Below are 17,465 nucleotides of genomic sequence, written 5' to 3'. Positions count from 1 at the left end.
GCGCAGGGGCGAGATTCAAACCGTCTTGATGGTTCCTCCGTCGATGACGTAATCGGCGCCCGTGACGTTCTCGGCACGTGCGGACAGCAGGAAGGCGATCAGAGCGGCAATCTCCTCGGGTTCGCTCATGCGCCCCGTCGTGATGCTCTGCGATCGCGCGATCTGAGTGACGAAGTCGGCGAGAGGCACGCCCGCCGCCGCGGCCATCTGTGCGACAGGGCCGTTGGGGTCTTCGTAGACGCTGGTGCGGACCAGTCCAGGAGACACCGTGTTCACCCGCACTCCGTGGAGGCCGAACTCTTCAGCCAGCGCCTTGCTCAGCGCACTGACAGCCGCCTTGACGGCGCTGTAGCTAGCGGGAACACCGAACGGCATCCGCGCCACGGTTGACGACACGTTGACGACCGCGCCGCGACGCTCGATAAGACTCGGAAGCGCCGCTCGAGTCGCCCGGACGGTAGACATCACGTTGATCTCAAACATCCGATGCCACTGCTTGTCGTCGGAGTCGAGGTAGCCCATCACGGCTTCGTCCCCACCGCCCACGTTGTTGACGAGGAGGTCGATGCCGCCCTGTTCGCTCAACGCGGTGGCAATCAGCGAGTCGACTCCCTCGGCTGTGCTCAGGTCAGCAGCCACGACGATGGCTCCCGTCTCTCGCAACTCAGGAGTGATGGAGCGAGAGGCGCCCACGACATTCGCTCCTTCCTCGATGAGGGTCCGCACGGTCGCCAGGCCGATGCCCCGGCTAGCGCCGGTCACGACAGCTGTCTTGCCAGTGAGGTTGAGGTCCATGTCCATCCTTTCGTATGACTTACATGTTTCAAGTCATATATATCATGCCTTTAAGTAATACGCTAGTGTGGGTTCATGAGGATGTCGGAGGAACACGCAGACGCACACTGGGAGCTAGGCAAGCTGGTGCACGACCTCGACATGCAGTGCGCCGCTCGGATGCGCGACAGGGTCGCACCACTCGGGCTGACCGTCGCTCAGGCATCAGCGCTTCGAGAGATGTCCGGCGCGATGACGATGAAGGAGCTCGCCCTCAAGATGAGCTGCGAGCCATCCAACGCGACCGTCATCATCGACAAGCTCGAAGCAATGGCCCTCATCGAGCGCCAACCCCACCCAACAGACCGGCGCGCCAAGCAGCTAACACTCACCGAAGCAGGCAGCGCACAGAGGAAGATGGTTCTTCGAGTGCTCGCCGAAGGGCCGATCGTCGCCGGTCTGAGTCAAGGCGAGATGGCGGCGCTCGAGGCACTTCTCAACAAGGCCCTGGCGCGACCCCGAGAGCACTAGGCAGGGGCGGCCTGCACCAATGGACGCAGTGGAGTCGCACCGTCAAGTCAGCCCCGTCGAAGGAGCTATCGAAGAGCGAACTCAGAGAAGTGATATGCGAGCGCACCCAGCGCCCGGTGTCCGACGCGGCAGCACTCCCCAACGCGCTTCAGCAAGGTCAGCAACGTGACGTCACTCACCGCTCCATGGCTCGCGTGCGACACATGAGAATCGCCCATGCGCGTCGCTTCAGCTCGATACCGCGATCGCGTACCCTTGCCTCCGGCTTGGGCCCAAGCTTTCACCGGCCTGCCGTCGCTGGCCGCTGGGCGCTGGGCGCTGGGCTCATTCTGCTCGCTCCATCGCCACAGCCAGCTATGCAAATCAGGTCGTTGGCGGCCCACTGCTCGCCAAGCCGTTCGCGAGAGCGCGATTCCCCTTGCGTCAGACGCGGCACCGCTGCCGATCTTCAGTACTGCTGCGGCGTCGACGCTCGGGTCCGAACAACGCACGTTCGTTGCCAAACAACACCCCAGCCAGTTCGGCGTTCTGCTTTGTTTCAGGTCGATCGTTGCCGGCGCCACCGGGCTCTCCCCCTTCGGGCCGCTCATTCCATGGACGCTCGGTGCAGTGATGCTAGTCGTCACTGCGGCGTCCGCCACGTCAGGACCTCGACAGAGCCCCGCTGCACCAGACCTGGGCACCATCACGCATCGCAAAGGCAACCGGAACGCGCATCGGAACCTCAGTTCAACCGATTGCCACCTCAATGGCCGAAATGGTTGCTTCAAGCGTCCCGTTTGCATTGATCCAAACAGCGTCAGGCCGAGCCGCTCGCAAGCCACCCAAGGACCGGATCAACTCTGCGGCATCCGCCGGCCCGACAAGTCGGTTGTTGATCTCGTGTTCCAGGCGTGACGGGTTTTCGACGCGGAACATCAGCCGCCGTTCCAGCTGTTCGACACCGACATCCAAGACAAACTCGTGGAACGACGCGGAACGGCGAACCGCTACGTTCTGAAGCTCTTCGATGAAGCCCGGGCGAGCGACGTACTGCCCAACAAACACATCGCTGCCAAACCGCAGTTGCTCATCGATCTGCGCCAATGCCAGACGGCGGGCGCGGGTGCCAGCTGCGACTGGGTCGTCTTCCCAGCACCCGAGAGAGTGCTTGATAAGGTCCAGGTCAAGCGCCAGCGCCATCCGCTGACGAGCACTCAGGATGCTAGCCACCGTCGACTTACCTGATCCGGGGGCACCATTAATTAGCACGAGTCGAGGCACGTCTCCACCCTACGTTCTCGACCGGACTCAGAATCGGTGGCTTGAGCGCGCCATCAGTCAGCGGCTATCGCGCCATTCGTCAATCGGTCGCCGCGCGCTCATGGATACCATGGTGTTCGTGCTGACAATAGACGGCCAAGCTTCCCGGGTACTCGAGGCCTACACCGATCTTCTGGTCGAGCGTGGCGTTAGGGGTGCAACGCTCGAGGAGGTGTCCCGTCGTTGCGGGCTCTCAAAGTCAGGCGTGCTCCACCATTTTCGCTCTATGGATAAACTTCGTGTTGCCCTGTTCGCTGAAGCGCGAGAGCAGGCTCGCGAGGACGTGCAGACGATGCGCACCGCCCCCGAGGGCGCGGTGCGCTACTATCTGCGCTCGTCGCTTGATCGAGAAAGCGAACTGGAGCGGCTCATCGAGGCCTGCACGCGGATTGCGCAGACCGGAGACGAAGAGGCGCTGACAGTTCTGCGAGACAGTCGCGCCGGATGGTTCGAGGGTCTGTCCGAGGCCACTGGCGACCCGGATGCTTCGGCGCTGATCCTGATGCTGGGTGATGGGGTCAACCACAATGCGCTGCTACGGGCTCCGGAGGGTGAGACCTTCCTAACCGACGCCAGTCTCGACCGCCTCGTGAACCTCGTGGATCCATCCCGCAACAGCCAATAGTCGACTGGGTCGCGTCACGCATCTCGCGTCACTCTGAGAACCGACCGACCAACCGGTCGGTTCTCAGATAGAGTGTAGTTCTCGATGATGAGATCCCCCTCGAGGATGAGAAGGCACCATGACACATTCGGATGCACCCGTTTCGTCTCCCCGCACGCCGTTCGTCGACGGAACTCCCACGAAGGGCCTGGCAGTCGGTCGACTCGGGTTGTGGGGGTCGACGGTGATCGGCGTAGCGTCGACCGCGCCACTGTTCTCGCTCGCTGCGACGCTCGGGTTTGTCGTGATCGCGGTGGGCGCACAGGCTCCCGTGGCCTTCCTGCTCGCGTTCGTGCCAATGCTGTTCACGGCCTTCGCCTACCGGGAACTCAACAACGACGTCCCGGATTGCGGCACCGTGTTCACGTGGGCTGCGAAGGCTTTCGGGCCGCGGACCGGCTGGATGGCCGGATGGAGCATCGCAGTCGCCGGAGTTCTGGTGATGGCGAACCTCGCCGAGATCGCCGCGGGCTATGTGCTGCGCCTGATCGGCGACGGCTCACTCGCAGACAACCGTTTCGTCGTCACGACGTTGGGGTGCATCCTGATCGCGATCATGACCTGGGTCTCCCTGCGCGGCATCCAGATCGGTGAGCGGATGCAGCAGGCGCTGCTCGCGATCCAGTACCTGGCGATCGCGGCCTTTGTCATCGGATGCCTGATCGGTTACTTCAGCGGCACCGCACCGCATCCGACCGCGCCCAGCCTTGATTGGTTCAATCCCCTACTCGCCGATGGGCACGGCATGGTCCAGGCTGTGCTGCTGGCGCTGTTCATCTACTGGGGGTGGGACACCTGTCTAGCGCTCACCGAGGAGACCCGGGACCCCCGGCGGACCCCGGGTCGTGCAGCGACGCTTTCCACGGTGATCTTGTTGGTCACGTATGTGGGTGTGACCGTCGTCGCGATGATGTACGCGGGCATCGGCGGCTCAGGAACGGGGCTGGCGAACCCGGATCACGCCGACGACGTCTTCTCGGCTCTCGCAGGGATGGCGCTCGGCCCGCTGGGGTGGTTCCTCGTCCTGGCCGTCGCGATCTCGGCACTCTCGTCATCTCAGACCACGATCCTCCCCACGGCCCGCGGCACGTTCGCGATGGGGATCTACAAGGCGCTCCCCGCGCGTTTCGCCGCACTGCACCCGGCGACACAGACGCCGACGTTCTCCACCATGCTCATCGGCGTCGTGGCAATCATCTACTACGCGGGCATGAACATCGTGTCCACCAGCGTTCTGGCAGACTCCGTGCTGTCGATCGGCCTCGCCATCGCCTTCTTCTATGGCATCGCGAGCTTCACTTGCATCTGGTACTTCCGCCGCAACCTCTTCGACAGCTGGCAGCACACGCTCTATCGCTTCGTCTTCCCGCTGATCGGTGGAGGCTTCATGGCCTGGGCGTTCGTGCGATCGGCGATCGACATGGCCTCCCCCTCCTACGGCAGTTCTCAGCTCGCGGGCATCGGAAGCGCCTTCCTGATCGGAGTCGGCTCGCTCGTCCTGGGCGCGGTGCTGATGTTCCTCTGGGCCTTGTTTCCCGGCGCCCGCGACTACTTCGAGAAGCGTTCCTTGAACCGGGACACGGAGGTCCTGGCCCCTGAATAGGCCGGCTCTCGTCCCATCCATCATTTCGACATGAACGGAGCAACAATGATCGACACCCTCGTGGTGGGCGCAGGCATCTCGGGCATCACCGCGGCACGCCTGTTGCACGATGCCGGCCAGCGTGTGGTCGTCTTGGAAGCACGCAACCGCATCGGCGGAAGGATGTGGACCGACCGAGAAGCCGGCTTCCCCGTGGATCGCGGTGCGTCCTGGATCCATGGCCTCACCGGGAACCCGCTGACCGCGCTGGTCGAGTCGCTCGGCATCCGCACGCTGGAGTTCACCGTCGGCGCCTATCAGGCCGGAGGACGCCCGATCGCCAACTTCGACGCGAACCACGAGGCTCTTGACGAGCAGCGCACGCAGGCCTGGCTTGCCGATGCGGATGCCGCCGACCGTCTTCTCGGTGAGAAGATCGCGTCCTCGCTGCCCGGCACCACCTACGCTCAGGCGATCGAGAACACGGTCGCCGCCTTCGACGCGGAAGCGGACCGGAAGACGCAGGTGCGAGAGTTCCTCCACCATCGCACGGAAGAGCAGTGCGGCGCGGAGAGCTCGAACGTCGATGCGCACGGCCTGGACGAGGACATCGTCGAAGGCGATGAGGTGGTCTTCCCCGATGGCTACGACACCCTGCCGCGCCTACTTGCCGAAGGCCTCGACATCCGGCTCAGCCAGGTCGTCACGGCTGTCGAGAGGACCGCCACAGGCGCGCGGGTCACCACGGAGTCCGGGGTGTTCGAGGCCGCGCACGTCGTCGTGACCGTGCCCCTCGGCGTCCTGCACGCTGGCGATATCGTCTTCGATCCGCCGCTGCCCGCTGAGGTCGCGGACGCCATCGGACGCATCGGCATGGGCGTCTTCAACAAGATCTTCCTCCGCTTCCCCAAGAAGTTCTGGGGCGAGGGCTTCTACGCCATCCGACAGCTCGGGGCGGCCAGCACGCCGTGGCATTCCTGGTACGACGTGTCCGCGATCAGCGGAGAGCCCATGCTCCTCACCTTCGCCGGCGGGGCCTGGGGGCGACAGATCGAGGGCATGGAGGACGAAGCGATCGTCGACTCGGTGCTCACGTCGCTGCGGCGCGCGTATGGGGAAGCGGTACCGACGCCCGTGGATCGGTGGATCACCCGGTGGGGTGCCGAGGAGTTCAGCCGCGGCTCGTACTCCTACATCGCGACCGGTGCATCGCACGACGATCACGACACGATCGCCACACCGATCGGCGACGTCCTCCAGCTCGCCGGCGAAGCCACCTGGAGCCATGATCCCGCTACGGTGCACGGTGCCCTTCTCTCCGGCCATCGTGCCGCCGAACGGATCCTGCGCACGCAACTTCCACTGTCTTCGCTCGCCACGTCCCTCGCGGTCTCCACTGCCGAGGCCTGACCGTTCGCGGGTGCAGGGAATCTCTCCCTGCACCCGCGATTCTCAGTCGAGCGAGATGCGGCCGAGCTCCCGCAGCGCCTGGTCAAGGGCCTGAACGAAACCTTCCGCTTCCTCGATCGTCAGCACCAGCGGAGGCTTCACCTTGAGCACGTTCTGACGCTCGGATGTCGCTTGCATGACAACGCCCAACGCGAGCAGACGCTCGCAGAGCCACGCGGTCTCCGCCGCAGCCGGCTCTTGCGTCATCCGATCGCGCACCAGCTCGACACCGAGGTAGAGGCCGGCGCCATGCACGGCGCCGATCAAAGCATGCCGCTCCCCCAGCTCCTCCAGCCGGCGCTGCAGATGCTCTCCGACATACGCTGCATTGGCGATGAGTCCTTCGTCGCGGATGACGTCCAGGACTGCGGAGCCGGCGACTGCGCTGGCCGGCGCACCACCCGCGGACGAGAAGAACATGCCTTCCTCGCGAAGGGCATCGACGATCTCCCTGCGGGTGAGGACGGCGCCGACGGGGTAGGCGTTACCCGCCGCTTTCGCCACGGCGATGATGTCCGGCACCACGCCGAGCATCTGCGATCCCCAGAACGCAGCCCCCAGCCGCCCATAACCGACCTGCACCTCGTCGGCGATCGCAAGGCCACCCTGGCTGCGCACCGCCTCGTAGGCCTCGGCGAGGTATCCCGGAGCAGGAATGACACCACCGGCGTTGCCGAGAACCGGTTCGCAGAGGAACGCCGCGGGCCCGCTCCCTTCCGAGGCCAGACGTGCCGCCAGATCCCGGACCTGCCCGGCGTACCGTGCGCCGGCATCTGCGCCGCGGAACGGTCCCCGGTAGGCGTTGGGCGCGTCGACGAGATGCACCCACTCCGGGCGAGACGCGAGCGCACTCGGGTTGTCGTATGCCGACGTGCTCACCGAGTCCGCCCCCAGCGTCCACCCGTGGTATCCCTCGCGCACGGCGATCACGTCCTGCTTCCCGGTCGCCGCTCGTGCGAGCCGGAGAGCGAGATCGATGGCCTCGGATCCGCTGTTCACGGGGATCACCGCATCCAGCGAAGGATCCGGAGAGTATGCGAGGAGTTTCTCGCAGAAGTCCGCGTAAGCCTCGTACAGGAACCGGGAGTTCGTGTTCAGCAGGTTGAGCTGTCGCCCCACCCGCGCCGCCAGCCGCGGGTGGGAGTGCCCGATGGCGGTGACGTTGTTGACCATGTCGAGGTAGGCGCGACCCTGGGTGTCGATGAGACGTGTGCCCCAGCCACGCTCGATCTGGGGCGGTCGCTCGTAGTACCGCTCGGAGGCGCTGCCCATCGCCTTGTCTCGCCGTGCGCGCTCTCTGTGCACCCGAAGCTCGGGGTCGGGCAGGACCGTCAGCCCGAGGATCCTGGAGGGATCGGCAGCCCCGTCGCTCTCGTACTCGCCGTCGGCGTCCACGAACAGCGGCTCCGGCGCGGCACCGGGCAGGTATCGCGTCACGACGAGGTGTCCGAGTCCCTCGGCGTCGGCGGAGATCTGTCCGATCCGCTCCCCCGCCGCGACCCCACCGAGAACGGGAAGAACGATCCCTTCCCAGCGCAGGGCGATGCCGTCGGCCGTCAGCTCGAGCCCGCCTCGGCGCTCGACGAGTTCGCCGGCGAACGGAGCGCGCACCTCCGTTCCCGGGCGCGCCCAGAGCTCGACGCAGCGTGCGCGCGTGGGGGCTGCGCGACCGACCTCGGGCGCGACACGGGTGAGCCGCGCCTCGCCGAATCGCATCACGGCCACGGATCCTCGTCCCAGCGCCTCGCGGACCAGATCCCGCTCGGCGGAGGGGGCCAGCCAGCGCCCGCCGTCGAGCGCTTCGCTGCGGATGCCCAGGTCGACGATCTCGGCGGATCCGACGCCGGACAGCACCGCGGCGTACTCGAGCCCTGGCGCATGCGCGCGCCCCGCCGCAAGACGCAGATTCGCGGTCGCCTGAGCGACACCGTGGCCCAGCGCCGCTTCGAACACCGCCCATTCGTGCTCGACGCGCTCTCTGGCGTACTCGTTGCCGGGATCGATGCGCAGTTGGCTCCAGCCGCTCGCCGCCAGGACGGCACCGCGCAGAATCATCATCGGCCACAGGGCGGCCAGCTCTTCATCGGACACGTCGACCTCCGACGCGAAGCCCCGCACGACCCGCCCGACCATGGCGACGCTGCCAGTCCGCGCCAGCACGTCCGCTGCCAGGATCGCGAGCTCCGCGATCCGCCACGACTCTCCGGCGTCTCCCAGATCCACGATCCACATCGCCCCGCGGTCGTCGCGAAGGATGTTGTCGGAGGTGAGATCGCCGTGGATGATCTGCCGCGGCAGTTCCGGCGCCAGCGCGCTCAGCGCTGCCGCCGCCTGCCGCGCGCCGCTGAGGCAGGCCTCCCGACGCTCGGCGGGCAGGTCGCCCTGGAGTTCTTCCACGACCTCGAGGCCGCGCCCGAGCTCCCATTGGATATCGCGTCGCTGCGCCGGGTGTTGCAGATCACGCAGGGCGGCGACGGCACGCCCGGCGAGCAGTCCCAGTTCTTCCGCCTGCGTCCCGGAAAGAGCGGACAGCTCGGCGAGGGAAGCGCCGGACAGGAGCTCGAACGCGCACACCCGCGCGGTGACGCCCTGGCCGATCGTCACGGGGAACGACCGCGCCCCCGCCACGGTGCGAAGCACAGCCGGGGTCGCGACCCCCGCCTCACGGAGCCGATCAGATATGCGCACCTGCAGATCCAGGACGTCGGCAGGCACCGAGGGATGATTGACCTTCAGGAGCAGCCCGTCGCCCGTCTCGGGATCCACACGGAAGTTCCGGTCCTGCTGGCTTCCCAGTTCGGTCACGCGACCGTTCACCCCGAAATGCTCGACGGCGATCCGTGACACCTGATCCCCCTCGATATCGGGACGGACAAGCAACCAGCGCTCTCCCCTGCGGTCCTCTGTCACCATCGGCTTCGCTCCTCTCGCGTTCCGCAAGTCATCATGCGGTAATGTTCGTTACCAACGATATCAATCATGGACAGAATGAAAACCAGAAATGCAGTTCAAGACTGCATTCGCAACTAGATGACCAGGTGAGCGTCACTACTCCGCGGCGGCCACCACAAAGGCAGGCCGAGCGATCTGGCGCCGCGTCCGCGGAGGCGACGCTCTCAATCCCGTCCCGCACCGATGCGGCCATCGGTGATGGTGACCGGTTCGGGGTGCACACTGATCCGCACTCGATCCCCCGGCGCGAACTCGATCACATTGCTGTGCTGGGACACGATGTTGATGTCGCCAACGGCCACGATCGTGCGGCGCACGGCCCCAAGGAACCCGGACGAGACGATCGTTGCTTCGACCGCAGGGCGGGTAGTCGGATCCGCATCCGCCCACCGTTCGAGCAGGACATGCTCGGGACGGACGTACGCGGTGACGCGATGGCCATCCGTCACGCTGGGAGGCGTCGCCGTCACCGGGAGCGTCGCTCCCAGGAGCCGAACCGTGCCGGTGCGGTATTCGGCTTCGACCCGGTTCGACTGTCCGACGAAGTCCGCGACGAATGCCGTCGCGGGACGGCGGTACAGCTCCTCCGGCCGCCCGAGTTGAGCGATCTCGCCTGACTCCATCACCGCTACCCGATCGGAGATGGCCAGCGCCTCCTCCTGATCGTGTGTGACGAGGATCGTCGTGATCCCCAGCTCGGTCTGGATCGCCCGGATCTGCTCGCGGAGCCGTACCCTCACTTTGGCGTCCAGCGCGGAGAGCGGCTCATCTAGGAGGAGGGCGCGCGGCCGAGTGACGAGAGCGCGAGCGAGCGCAACCCGCTGCTGCTGACCGCCAGAGAGCTCATGCGGGAAACGCCCAGCCAAATGGCCGAGTCCGACGATCTCGAGCATTTCGGCGATCCGTGTCCGGCGTTCTTCTCCCGGGATCCGGCGCATGCGCAGACCGAACTCCACATTTCCGGCGGCGGTGAGATGGGGAAACAGCGAGTACTGCTGGAACACCATGCCGATGTCTCGGCGGTTGACGGGAACATTCGTGACGTCGTCGCCGGCGATGAGGACACGCCCTCCGCTGACGTTCTCCAACCCTGCGATGCAACGCAACGCGGTCGTCTTCCCGCAGCCGGATGGCCCCAGCAGGGTGATGAGCTCGCCCGGCTGGAGCGCGAGATCAATTCCGCGCAACACGGAGCTTCCTCCGTAGGACTTAGTTACGGACTCGAGTGCCACGGACACCGCGGGCTCGGATGAGGGGTTGGCGGGCATGCCGCCCTCCGTTTCAGGATCGGTTTCGGGATCCGCCGCCCGCAAAGACGAGCACGACGAACACCATGATGAGAGAGAGCAGCGACACGGCGGTCGCCACGTAGGCATCGGATTGGGAGAGCTGGAACAGGGCGGTCTGCAGGTTCACGCGGTTGAGCAGCGACGCGATGGTGAACTCGCCGAAAACGATCGCGAGCGTGAGGAGCGAGGCCGCCACCAGCCCCCTGCGCAGACCCGGCATGATCACTCGCAGCAGCACCGTGATCCACGGCGCTCCGAGTGATCGGGCGGCCTCCGCCCGCACGCGCGCGTCCATGTGCTGGAGCTCGGAGACGATCGCGCGGTATGCGAAGGGCAGCACCTGCACGCCGTACGCGAACACCAGCGTCCACACGCCCGACCCGAACCCGACCCCGAGAACTCGGTAGATCGGCGCCAACCCGACGACCATCGCGATCAGCGGAATCGCGACAGACAGAAGCGTCAGCGTGTCGAGCACCCGCTCCAGCGAGGGAAACCGCAGATGGACCAGAACGATCGTCGGCACGAACAGCACGAAGAGGAGAAGGAGCGTCAGAGCGGCGAGCAGAAGAGAGTTCAACACCCCCACGCCCAGGGTGCGATACGCCCTGCTGTTCGCCGGATCGAAGATCCCCGCCCAGTGCTCCAGGGTGTAGCCGCTGCCCCCTTGCTGACGGAGACTGAACTCGAGCATGGCGAGGAGAGGGATGAGGAACAGTGCCCCGATCACCGCGATGACGATTCGGGAGGTGGTGACGCCCGGCTTCCCCGCGACCCGCGCGCTCATGATCGCCACCTCGCGGCACGTTTCATCAATCGCGTGTAAGCAAGGACTGCCACGGTCATCGAGAGGATCATCACCAGCGCGAGGACTCCGGCGGTTGCGGGCTGGCTCGCCCCCGTCTCACCTTTCAACGCAGCGCCGATCTGCAGGGGAACGATACCGCTCCCCTGCGAGATCAGCCCGGCCGCGGTCGAATATGACGAGAAAGCGTTCGCGAAGAGGAGAACGAACGCGCCGAGGAAGGTGGGGGCGAGCACGGGGATCGCCACTCGCGTCCAGTAGTGCCATCGCGATCCACCCAGAGTGGAGACCGCTTCCGCCCATCCCGGCCGCAACGAGTCCACCGCGGGAAGGAAGATGATCGCCATCAGCGGGACCTGGAAGTACAGATACGGCAGGATCAGCCCGACCGGCTGGTAGAGCCACACTCCGTGGGCGTACAGGTCCAATCCGATGGAGTCTCGCAGGAGGACTGTGAGCATGCCCTGCATCCCGATGGTGGCGATGAACGCGAAAGCGAGCATGACGCCGCCGAACTGCGACAGGGCTGAACTCGCGGCGTTCACGACACGCCTGAGGGCGCTGTTGTTCGGGAGCCCCGACAGCGCCCACGCGACGATCGCGCCGATCACCGCTCCGAGGATCCCGCTGACGAGGCTCACCCAGACGCTCGCGGCGAACGAGCCGATGATCGCCGGGTTCTTCAGTACGGCGAGGTTCTCCCCCGTGAAGCCGCCCCGGTCTGCGACGAAGCCGCTGGCGACGGCGAGGACCGTGGGAAGCACGAAGAACACGAGGACATAGACGGTGAAGGGCGCTAGGCCCAGGACAGCCAGAGCACGTTTCACAAGAACCGGTCGCTTTCCGTCAGATGGAGTACCGACATCATCCGACCGCCGCCGCCCAGCGCTGGGTGAGCAGCTTGTTGGCTGCGTCGATCTGCGCGATGCTCGGCGTCGACCAGGTGGCGGGATCGGTTCCGAGAGTGGCTTTCTTCACGTCGGCGGGATCGACGACGCCTTCCTTCTCCAGCGCGGCGAGACGCACGGGGACACCGTTTCCTCGGAGATAGACGTCCTGGCCTTCGTTCGAGAACACCCATTCCTCCCACAGGCGCGCAGCGGCGGGGTGAGGGGCGTCCTTGTTGATCGACTGGCTGTAGAAGGAGACGTACGTCGGGCCGTCGAAGACGACCGTCTTCCAAGACGGCACCTTGTTCTCAACCTCGAGCTGAGCGAACGACCAGTCGATGACCATGGGAACCTCTCCGGTCGCGATCGTCGTCGGCGTGGGATCCAGCTGCAGGAAGTTGCCGGCGTCCTTGAGCTTGCCGATGAAGTCCACTCCCGGACCGTAGTCGTCCAGGCTGCCGCCGTTCAGAAGTGAGAGCCATCCGACTGCCGCGAAACCGCCACCCGTCTGCGTGGGGTCCCCTCCCATCGACACCGCGCTCTTGTACGACGCGCCGAGCAGGTCATCGAGGTTCTTCGGGGCGCTCAGGCGCTTCGAGTCGTATCCGACCGACATGACGCCCGAGAATGCGTTGACCCAGCGCCCGGATTCCTCCTTGTAGCCGTCCGGGATGCTGTCCCAGGTGGACACGCGATAGGGAGCGAACATGTCCGTGTTCTCGTGCGCGACGGCGACGCCCGTGTCGAACACGTCGGGGGCGGTGTCCTGGCCCTTGAGGTTCTTCGCCGCTTGGATGCCTTCAGCGCTGCTCGCGTCGGGATTCGCCGAGTTCACGGTGATGCCATAGCGCTTCTCGAACGTCGAGATCATCTCTCCGTAATTGACCCAGTCATCGGCGAGCCCGATGACGTTCAGCTGCCCCTCCGCCTTGGCCGCAGCGATGAGCTCGTCCATTCCACCGAAGTCACTGGCACTTTTCGCGGTCGCCGACTTCGCATGATCGCTGTCCTGCGATGTGTTTCCCGAAGAACACGCTGCCAGCGAGCTCGCCGCAGCGATCAGCGCCAGGACGGCAAGCGAGCGAGGCGCACGGGTCGAAATACTCACGAAGACTTCCAATCAGGTCTGGTTTCGATCTGTAACTAGAAACGGCTCTTCTGTACACGTTTAGATACCGGACGATATCGTATGGTGATGATAGTAAACTCAAGTTGGCCGCAAGGTGAACTCTTGCCTCAACGGCACTCGGGCGTCCAAGTTGCCTGGTTGGCTGAATTGTGTTTGTTCGAGGCGCCCGCCCGCGCCGAGCGGTCCCCCTTCTCCACAGCGAAAGGCCAGCAACGATGTCCACACCACCCCCCGCGATCTCAGGCGACCTTGCGTTCGCACTCACGCTGGCCGAGATCGCCGATGGCATCTCACTCCCGCGGTTCCGCGCAGCCGACCTGCGCGTCGAGGCGAAGCCGGACCGCAGCTTCGTCACCGACGCGGATCACGCTGTCGAGCAAGCGCTGCGCCGACACATCGAAAGCCATCGTCCCGACGATGGCTTTCTCGGCGAAGAGACCGGCCGCCACGACAAAGGACGCCGACGGTGGATCATTGACCCCATCGACGGCACTTCCAACTTCTTGCGCGGCGTCTCGAACTGGGCGACGCTGATCGCCTTGGAAGTCGACGACGTCCCCGTACTCGGCGTCATCTCGGCGCCGGCCGTCGAGGGCCGGTGGTGGGCAGAGAACGGGGCCGGCGCCTGGGGACGGACCGGCGGCGAGGAACCTCACCCGCTCCGCGTGTCCGGGGTGAGCCGGCTCGAGCACGCATCCTTGAGCTTTCAGAGCATCGAGCAGTGGGAGCAATCAGGGCACCTTCGCTCGCTCCTCACACTGTCTCGCAGCGTCTGGCAGGATCGCGCCTATGGCGACATGTGGTCCTACGTCCTGCTCGTCGAAGGACAGCTGGACATCGTCGCCGAGTTCGGCCTGGAATCGTACGACCTGGCCGCACTGGCGCCGATCGTCCGAGAGGCTGGCGGGCGCTTCACCGATGTAGCTGACTCCCCGACGACAGAGGACGGGAGCGTGGTCGCTACGAACGGCTTGCTTCACAGTGCGGTGATCTCGACGATTCGGGATGCCCGATAGGTGCATTGCGCGTCCGTAGACTGAGCACGACGGTGCCCCAGACATTCGGGAGACGCATGCAGAAGCCACCCATCGAGAACTTCGACGATCTCGATCAGATTGATCGCGCAATACTGGTGTCTTTGCAGGACAACGGCCGCCGTGGCTACGCCGAGCTCGGCACATTGGTCGGGCTCACTGCGGCGGGAGCGCGAAAGCGGGTCATGCGCCTCGAAGACCGTGGAATTTTGCAGATCGTCGGGGTCACTGATCCCCTACGTCTTGGCTACAGCAGCATGGCGATGGTGGGGATTGTCGCAGACGGAGACATCGAGGCCGTTGCCGCAGCTCTCGATGAGATTGAGAGCGTGGTCTACGTTGTGCTCACGGCGGGTCGCTACGACCTCTTGGCGGAAGTGATCGCGCCAAGCAACGAAGGGCTCTTCGTCCAGATCAATGAGCGACTGCGGACAGTCCCCGGGGTCGCACGCGCCGAAACGTTCACCTACTACGGAATCCGAACCCATCGATTCGGCTGGGGTACGCCAACCTGATTCCGCAGGTGACACCGGTGCCGACGAGCTTTGGTTTGGAGTGATGCCGCCCAGCGCGAAGGATGCAATCGGTTCGCGCCCGACGGTTTGGGGCGACATCCAGCTTGGAAGAGCATGCCGTGGCGGTTCACGCGATGCTGAATGCGACAACAACGGCCGTTGCCGCAGCCAGGAGCAGGCCGACAAGCGTGACACGCTCGTAGCGGGCGAGGTCCATTCGCCCGAAGAATCGGCTACCTAAGGCATAGCCGGCAAGAACGGCGACAACGAGCCAGGCGAGACCGGGAAGTGTCGTGAACGCTCCGGCGGCGAGGAGGGCAGCAATGCTGAGCGGGAGACGAACGAGGTTCAGCATGACAAGGGTGTCGCGGGTCGTCGATGGTGCATGGCCGCGGTGGGCGAGGTAAAACACCGTGGGCGGACCAGCCAACGTTGTCGCGGCACTAGATGTTCCCGACAGCAACCCCGCAAGAACACCCCAACGGCGGCCGACCGCCTGCGGGTGGTTTCGTCGCCGCGCCATTCGTAGTCGCAGACCGACCGCAACGATGACGGCGCCAGCGATGATGAACATCAGTACCGACTTCGGCACGATCAAAAGCAATAGCGTACCTATCACGATGCCGGGAACCGAGCTCACCCCGACGACGCCGACGTCACCCCAGCTCGGCGCTGGTCGGGCACTGCGGACTGACAGAATCAGCAGATCCGCCACGGTGCCGGTGACCAGAATGGTCGAGACCGCGGTAGGTCCATTCGTCAAAGCGGTCAGAATTGGCGCGCTCAGTACCGCGAACCCGAATCCGGTCATTGCCTGGAGGACCGCGCTCAGGAGCAGCACAGCGGCCAACAAGGTGATAAGCCCGCCGTCCTCGGGCACGAGGAGCGAAACCACTATGCGCCCGTGCTCGGCCGAGAGGTTGACCCGCGGACGACGAGCCCCGTGGCAAGAAGCACATCAGCAACGGGGCGGTCGCTCCCGAGGAGTGAAAGCAGCATTCGAGCAGCCGTCGCTCCTTTGGCTGCCACGTCCTGATGAACCGTGGTGAGCGGAGGCGTCACGAGAGAGGCAACAGGGCTGTCATCGAACCCCACCACGGAAAGGTCTTCGGGCACTCTCAGACCCCGGCCTGCAGCTTGCGCGATGACGTCGAGCGCCGCGAGATCAGAGAACGCAAGGATCGCCGTGGGGGGCTCGCTGAGCAGCTGTCCGACACGGGACCGGAGAAGTTCATCCACAACGATGCCGGGCGTGCCAACCAGACGCACCCGTGCGCCCGTGCCGGCGAGCGCTCTCATCCACCCGCGCAGGCGGGCGCGTGTCGTCGCCGTCCCGCCTTCGGAGAGGTGCGGACTATCCGGGTCCAGTCCCGCCGCGTCCAACCCGCTGGTGACCACAGCGATATCTCGATGCCCGAGCTCCACCAGATGTCGGGCCGCTGCCTCGGCTCCTCCTGCATCATCGACCGCGACCCGAGGAATCCCCTCGACCTCCGCGCCTTCAACGGTGACGATGGCGAGGCCCCGCTCCCTCAGAACGGTGACCTCGTGCGCCTGCGGATCGACGGAGTAGATGATCGCGCCATCCATCGCCACATTGCGTGCAGGCTCCGTCCCGGCCCGTGGAGCTGAGTGCAACAGCACGAGCGAATAGCCGGCATCTGCCAGCTCTGCGGCGACAGCCCTCACAAACCCCACGGCGACATCGTCGACGAACGCTTCCCGAGGGGAGCCGCCCAGCACGAGACCGACAACCCCCGTACGCCCGCGGGCAAGCGCGCGCGCCGCCGGGTCTGGCCCCGTATATCCCAGACGATTGGCGACTTCGAAGATCTGGTCACGCAGCGCTCCCGAAAGCTGATCTGGACGGGAGAACGCGTTCGACACCGTCATGCGGCTCACACCGACTTCATCAGCGATGGTCTGCAAAGTCACGCGTGTCATCGCACCTCCCGCTGCCGCCCGACGCCGTAATGCTCACTCCGAGCTTAGGGTCGAGATGCGGGCAATCCCTGGGCGCTCAGTGACGCCTGCACTTCCCGAGGCTCGACCCACGCGGCGACCCGGTGCAGCCAAGCAGCCGCCGCACCCCGCATCCGGCCCCGACGAGCACGCCGCGCAATCGCAGCGAAGTGACGCTCCCGCGCCAGAATCGACCGCCGCCGGGCGTCCGCGTGGACATCGACCGTTCGGGCTTCTCGATCAGCCCTCAGCATCGCCACAATCTGACCCTGATCCATGACACTCCTTCTTCTCGATCACTGTACCGGTACAGTAGTCGAGGGTCAACCTCCTTTGGAGCAGCTGCTGATCCGGCACGCCGAGATGAGATGCCCTCTCGGAAGCGATCTCACGCTGAGTGCGCCCGCCGCCCGAAACGGCGGCAGGCTCACTCACTCCTCAGCGCGTTCCGTTAGAGCTGGGCACGAGAGCCCAACTGGTGCTGCTCTGCATACGGAGGCTGATGACGGTGTCCCCTTGGCCGAGGTAGTTCACTGTCCCGAGGGCGTAGTGGGGTTGTAGGGATTCACTCCGTAGCTCGTCGCGCG

15 protein-coding genes are annotated in these 17,465 nt (G+C 65.3%); 6 read left to right on the top strand and 9 right to left on the bottom strand.

Translation table 11 applies throughout. The features are described 5' to 3' along the window. Positions 1–15 precede the first annotated feature (15 nt). Entirely contained in the window at positions 16–795 is a 780-nt protein-coding gene (locus ACIPY5_RS00160; protein WP_400965269.1) for an oxidoreductase, read from the bottom strand. A 75-nt stretch (positions 796–870) separates the two neighbouring features. On the opposite strand from ACIPY5_RS00160, the gene ACIPY5_RS00155 reads away from it, so the two are divergent. Beyond that, positions 871–1,305, top strand: a complete 435-nt coding sequence (locus tag ACIPY5_RS00155; RefSeq protein WP_400965266.1) for a MarR family winged helix-turn-helix transcriptional regulator — start codon at positions 871–873, stop codon at positions 1,303–1,305. A gap of 729 nt (positions 1,306–2,034) precedes the next feature. On the opposite strand, the gene ACIPY5_RS00150 is transcribed toward ACIPY5_RS00155, so the two are convergent. Then, positions 2,035–2,568 carry an AAA family ATPase gene (locus ACIPY5_RS00150; RefSeq protein WP_400965264.1) on the bottom strand — a complete coding sequence of 178 codons (534 nt, stop codon included), beginning with the start codon at positions 2,566–2,568 and terminating at the stop codon, positions 2,035–2,037. A gap of 109 nt (positions 2,569–2,677) precedes the next feature. Between ACIPY5_RS00150 and ACIPY5_RS00145 the strand changes: the two genes are divergently transcribed. The 3 genes from ACIPY5_RS00145 to ACIPY5_RS00135 all read left to right on the top strand — a co-directional run bounded on the left by ACIPY5_RS00145 (position 2,678) and on the right by ACIPY5_RS00135 (position 6,263). Further along, on the top strand, positions 2,678–3,232 hold the full coding sequence (locus ACIPY5_RS00145; RefSeq protein ID WP_400965261.1) for a TetR/AcrR family transcriptional regulator: 555 nt from the start codon (positions 2,678–2,680) through the stop codon (positions 3,230–3,232). Positions 3,233–3,350: 118 nt separating this feature from the next. Next, a complete protein-coding gene (locus ACIPY5_RS00140) occupies positions 3,351–4,874 on the top strand; it encodes an APC family permease (RefSeq protein WP_400965258.1) in 1,524 nt (507 codons plus the stop codon). Between the two features lie 30 nt (positions 4,875–4,904). Next, on the top strand, positions 4,905–6,263 hold the full coding sequence (locus ACIPY5_RS00135) for a flavin monoamine oxidase family protein (RefSeq protein ID WP_400965256.1): 1,359 nt from the start codon (positions 4,905–4,907) through the stop codon (positions 6,261–6,263). 42 nt (positions 6,264–6,305) lie between these two features. Here ACIPY5_RS00135 and ACIPY5_RS00130 read toward each other — a convergent pair whose 3' ends face one another. From ACIPY5_RS00130 to ACIPY5_RS00110, 5 genes are all read right to left on the bottom strand, one after another. Continuing rightward, complete coding sequence (locus tag ACIPY5_RS00130) at positions 6,306–9,215, bottom strand: aminotransferase (protein WP_400965253.1); 2,910 nt, start codon at positions 9,213–9,215, stop codon at positions 6,306–6,308. A 203-nt stretch (positions 9,216–9,418) separates the two neighbouring features. Then, positions 9,419–10,522 carry an ABC transporter ATP-binding protein gene (locus tag ACIPY5_RS00125; RefSeq protein ID WP_400965250.1) on the bottom strand — a complete coding sequence of 368 codons (1,104 nt, stop codon included), beginning with the start codon at positions 10,520–10,522 and terminating at the stop codon, positions 9,419–9,421. A gap of 13 nt (positions 10,523–10,535) precedes the next feature. Next, positions 10,536–11,330: an ABC transporter permease gene (locus tag ACIPY5_RS00120; protein ID WP_400965247.1), complete on the bottom strand. Its 795-nt coding sequence runs from the start codon at positions 11,328–11,330 to the stop codon at positions 10,536–10,538. After that, on the bottom strand, positions 11,327–12,121 hold the full coding sequence (locus ACIPY5_RS00115) for an ABC transporter permease (RefSeq protein WP_400965244.1): 795 nt from the start codon (positions 12,119–12,121) through the stop codon (positions 11,327–11,329). The genes ACIPY5_RS00120 and ACIPY5_RS00115 overlap by 4 nt, the downstream gene beginning before the upstream one ends. 91 nt (positions 12,122–12,212) lie before the next feature. After that, positions 12,213–13,358: an ABC transporter substrate-binding protein gene (locus tag ACIPY5_RS00110; RefSeq protein ID WP_400965241.1), complete on the bottom strand. Its 1,146-nt coding sequence runs from the start codon at positions 13,356–13,358 to the stop codon at positions 12,213–12,215. 224 nt (positions 13,359–13,582) lie between these two features. Here ACIPY5_RS00110 and ACIPY5_RS00105 point away from each other — a divergent pair, with 224 nt between their 5' ends. Beyond that, positions 13,583–14,383: an inositol monophosphatase family protein gene (locus ACIPY5_RS00105; RefSeq protein WP_400965239.1), complete on the top strand. Its 801-nt coding sequence runs from the start codon at positions 13,583–13,585 to the stop codon at positions 14,381–14,383. A gap of 56 nt (positions 14,384–14,439) precedes the next feature. Further along, positions 14,440–14,916 carry an Lrp/AsnC family transcriptional regulator gene (locus tag ACIPY5_RS00100; RefSeq protein WP_400965236.1) on the top strand — a complete coding sequence of 159 codons (477 nt, stop codon included), beginning with the start codon at positions 14,440–14,442 and terminating at the stop codon, positions 14,914–14,916. Between the two features lie 127 nt (positions 14,917–15,043). On the opposite strand, the gene ACIPY5_RS00095 is transcribed toward ACIPY5_RS00100, so the two are convergent. Both ACIPY5_RS00095 and ACIPY5_RS00090 read right to left on the bottom strand, forming a co-directional pair. Beyond that, complete coding sequence (locus ACIPY5_RS00095; RefSeq protein ID WP_400965234.1) at positions 15,044–15,811, bottom strand: sulfite exporter TauE/SafE family protein; 768 nt, start codon at positions 15,809–15,811, stop codon at positions 15,044–15,046. After that, a complete protein-coding gene (locus ACIPY5_RS00090; protein WP_400965231.1) occupies positions 15,811–16,851 on the bottom strand; it encodes a LacI family DNA-binding transcriptional regulator in 1,041 nt (346 codons plus the stop codon). Before ACIPY5_RS00090 ends, ACIPY5_RS00095 begins: the two co-directional genes overlap by 1 nt. Positions 16,852–17,465: the final 614 nt, after the last annotated feature.

This window comes from Microbacterium sp. NPDC089698, assembly GCF_044749045.1.
GTDB lineage: Bacteria > Actinomycetota > Actinomycetes > Actinomycetales > Microbacteriaceae > Microbacterium.
This window is presented reverse-complemented; position numbering and strand designations above follow the sequence as displayed.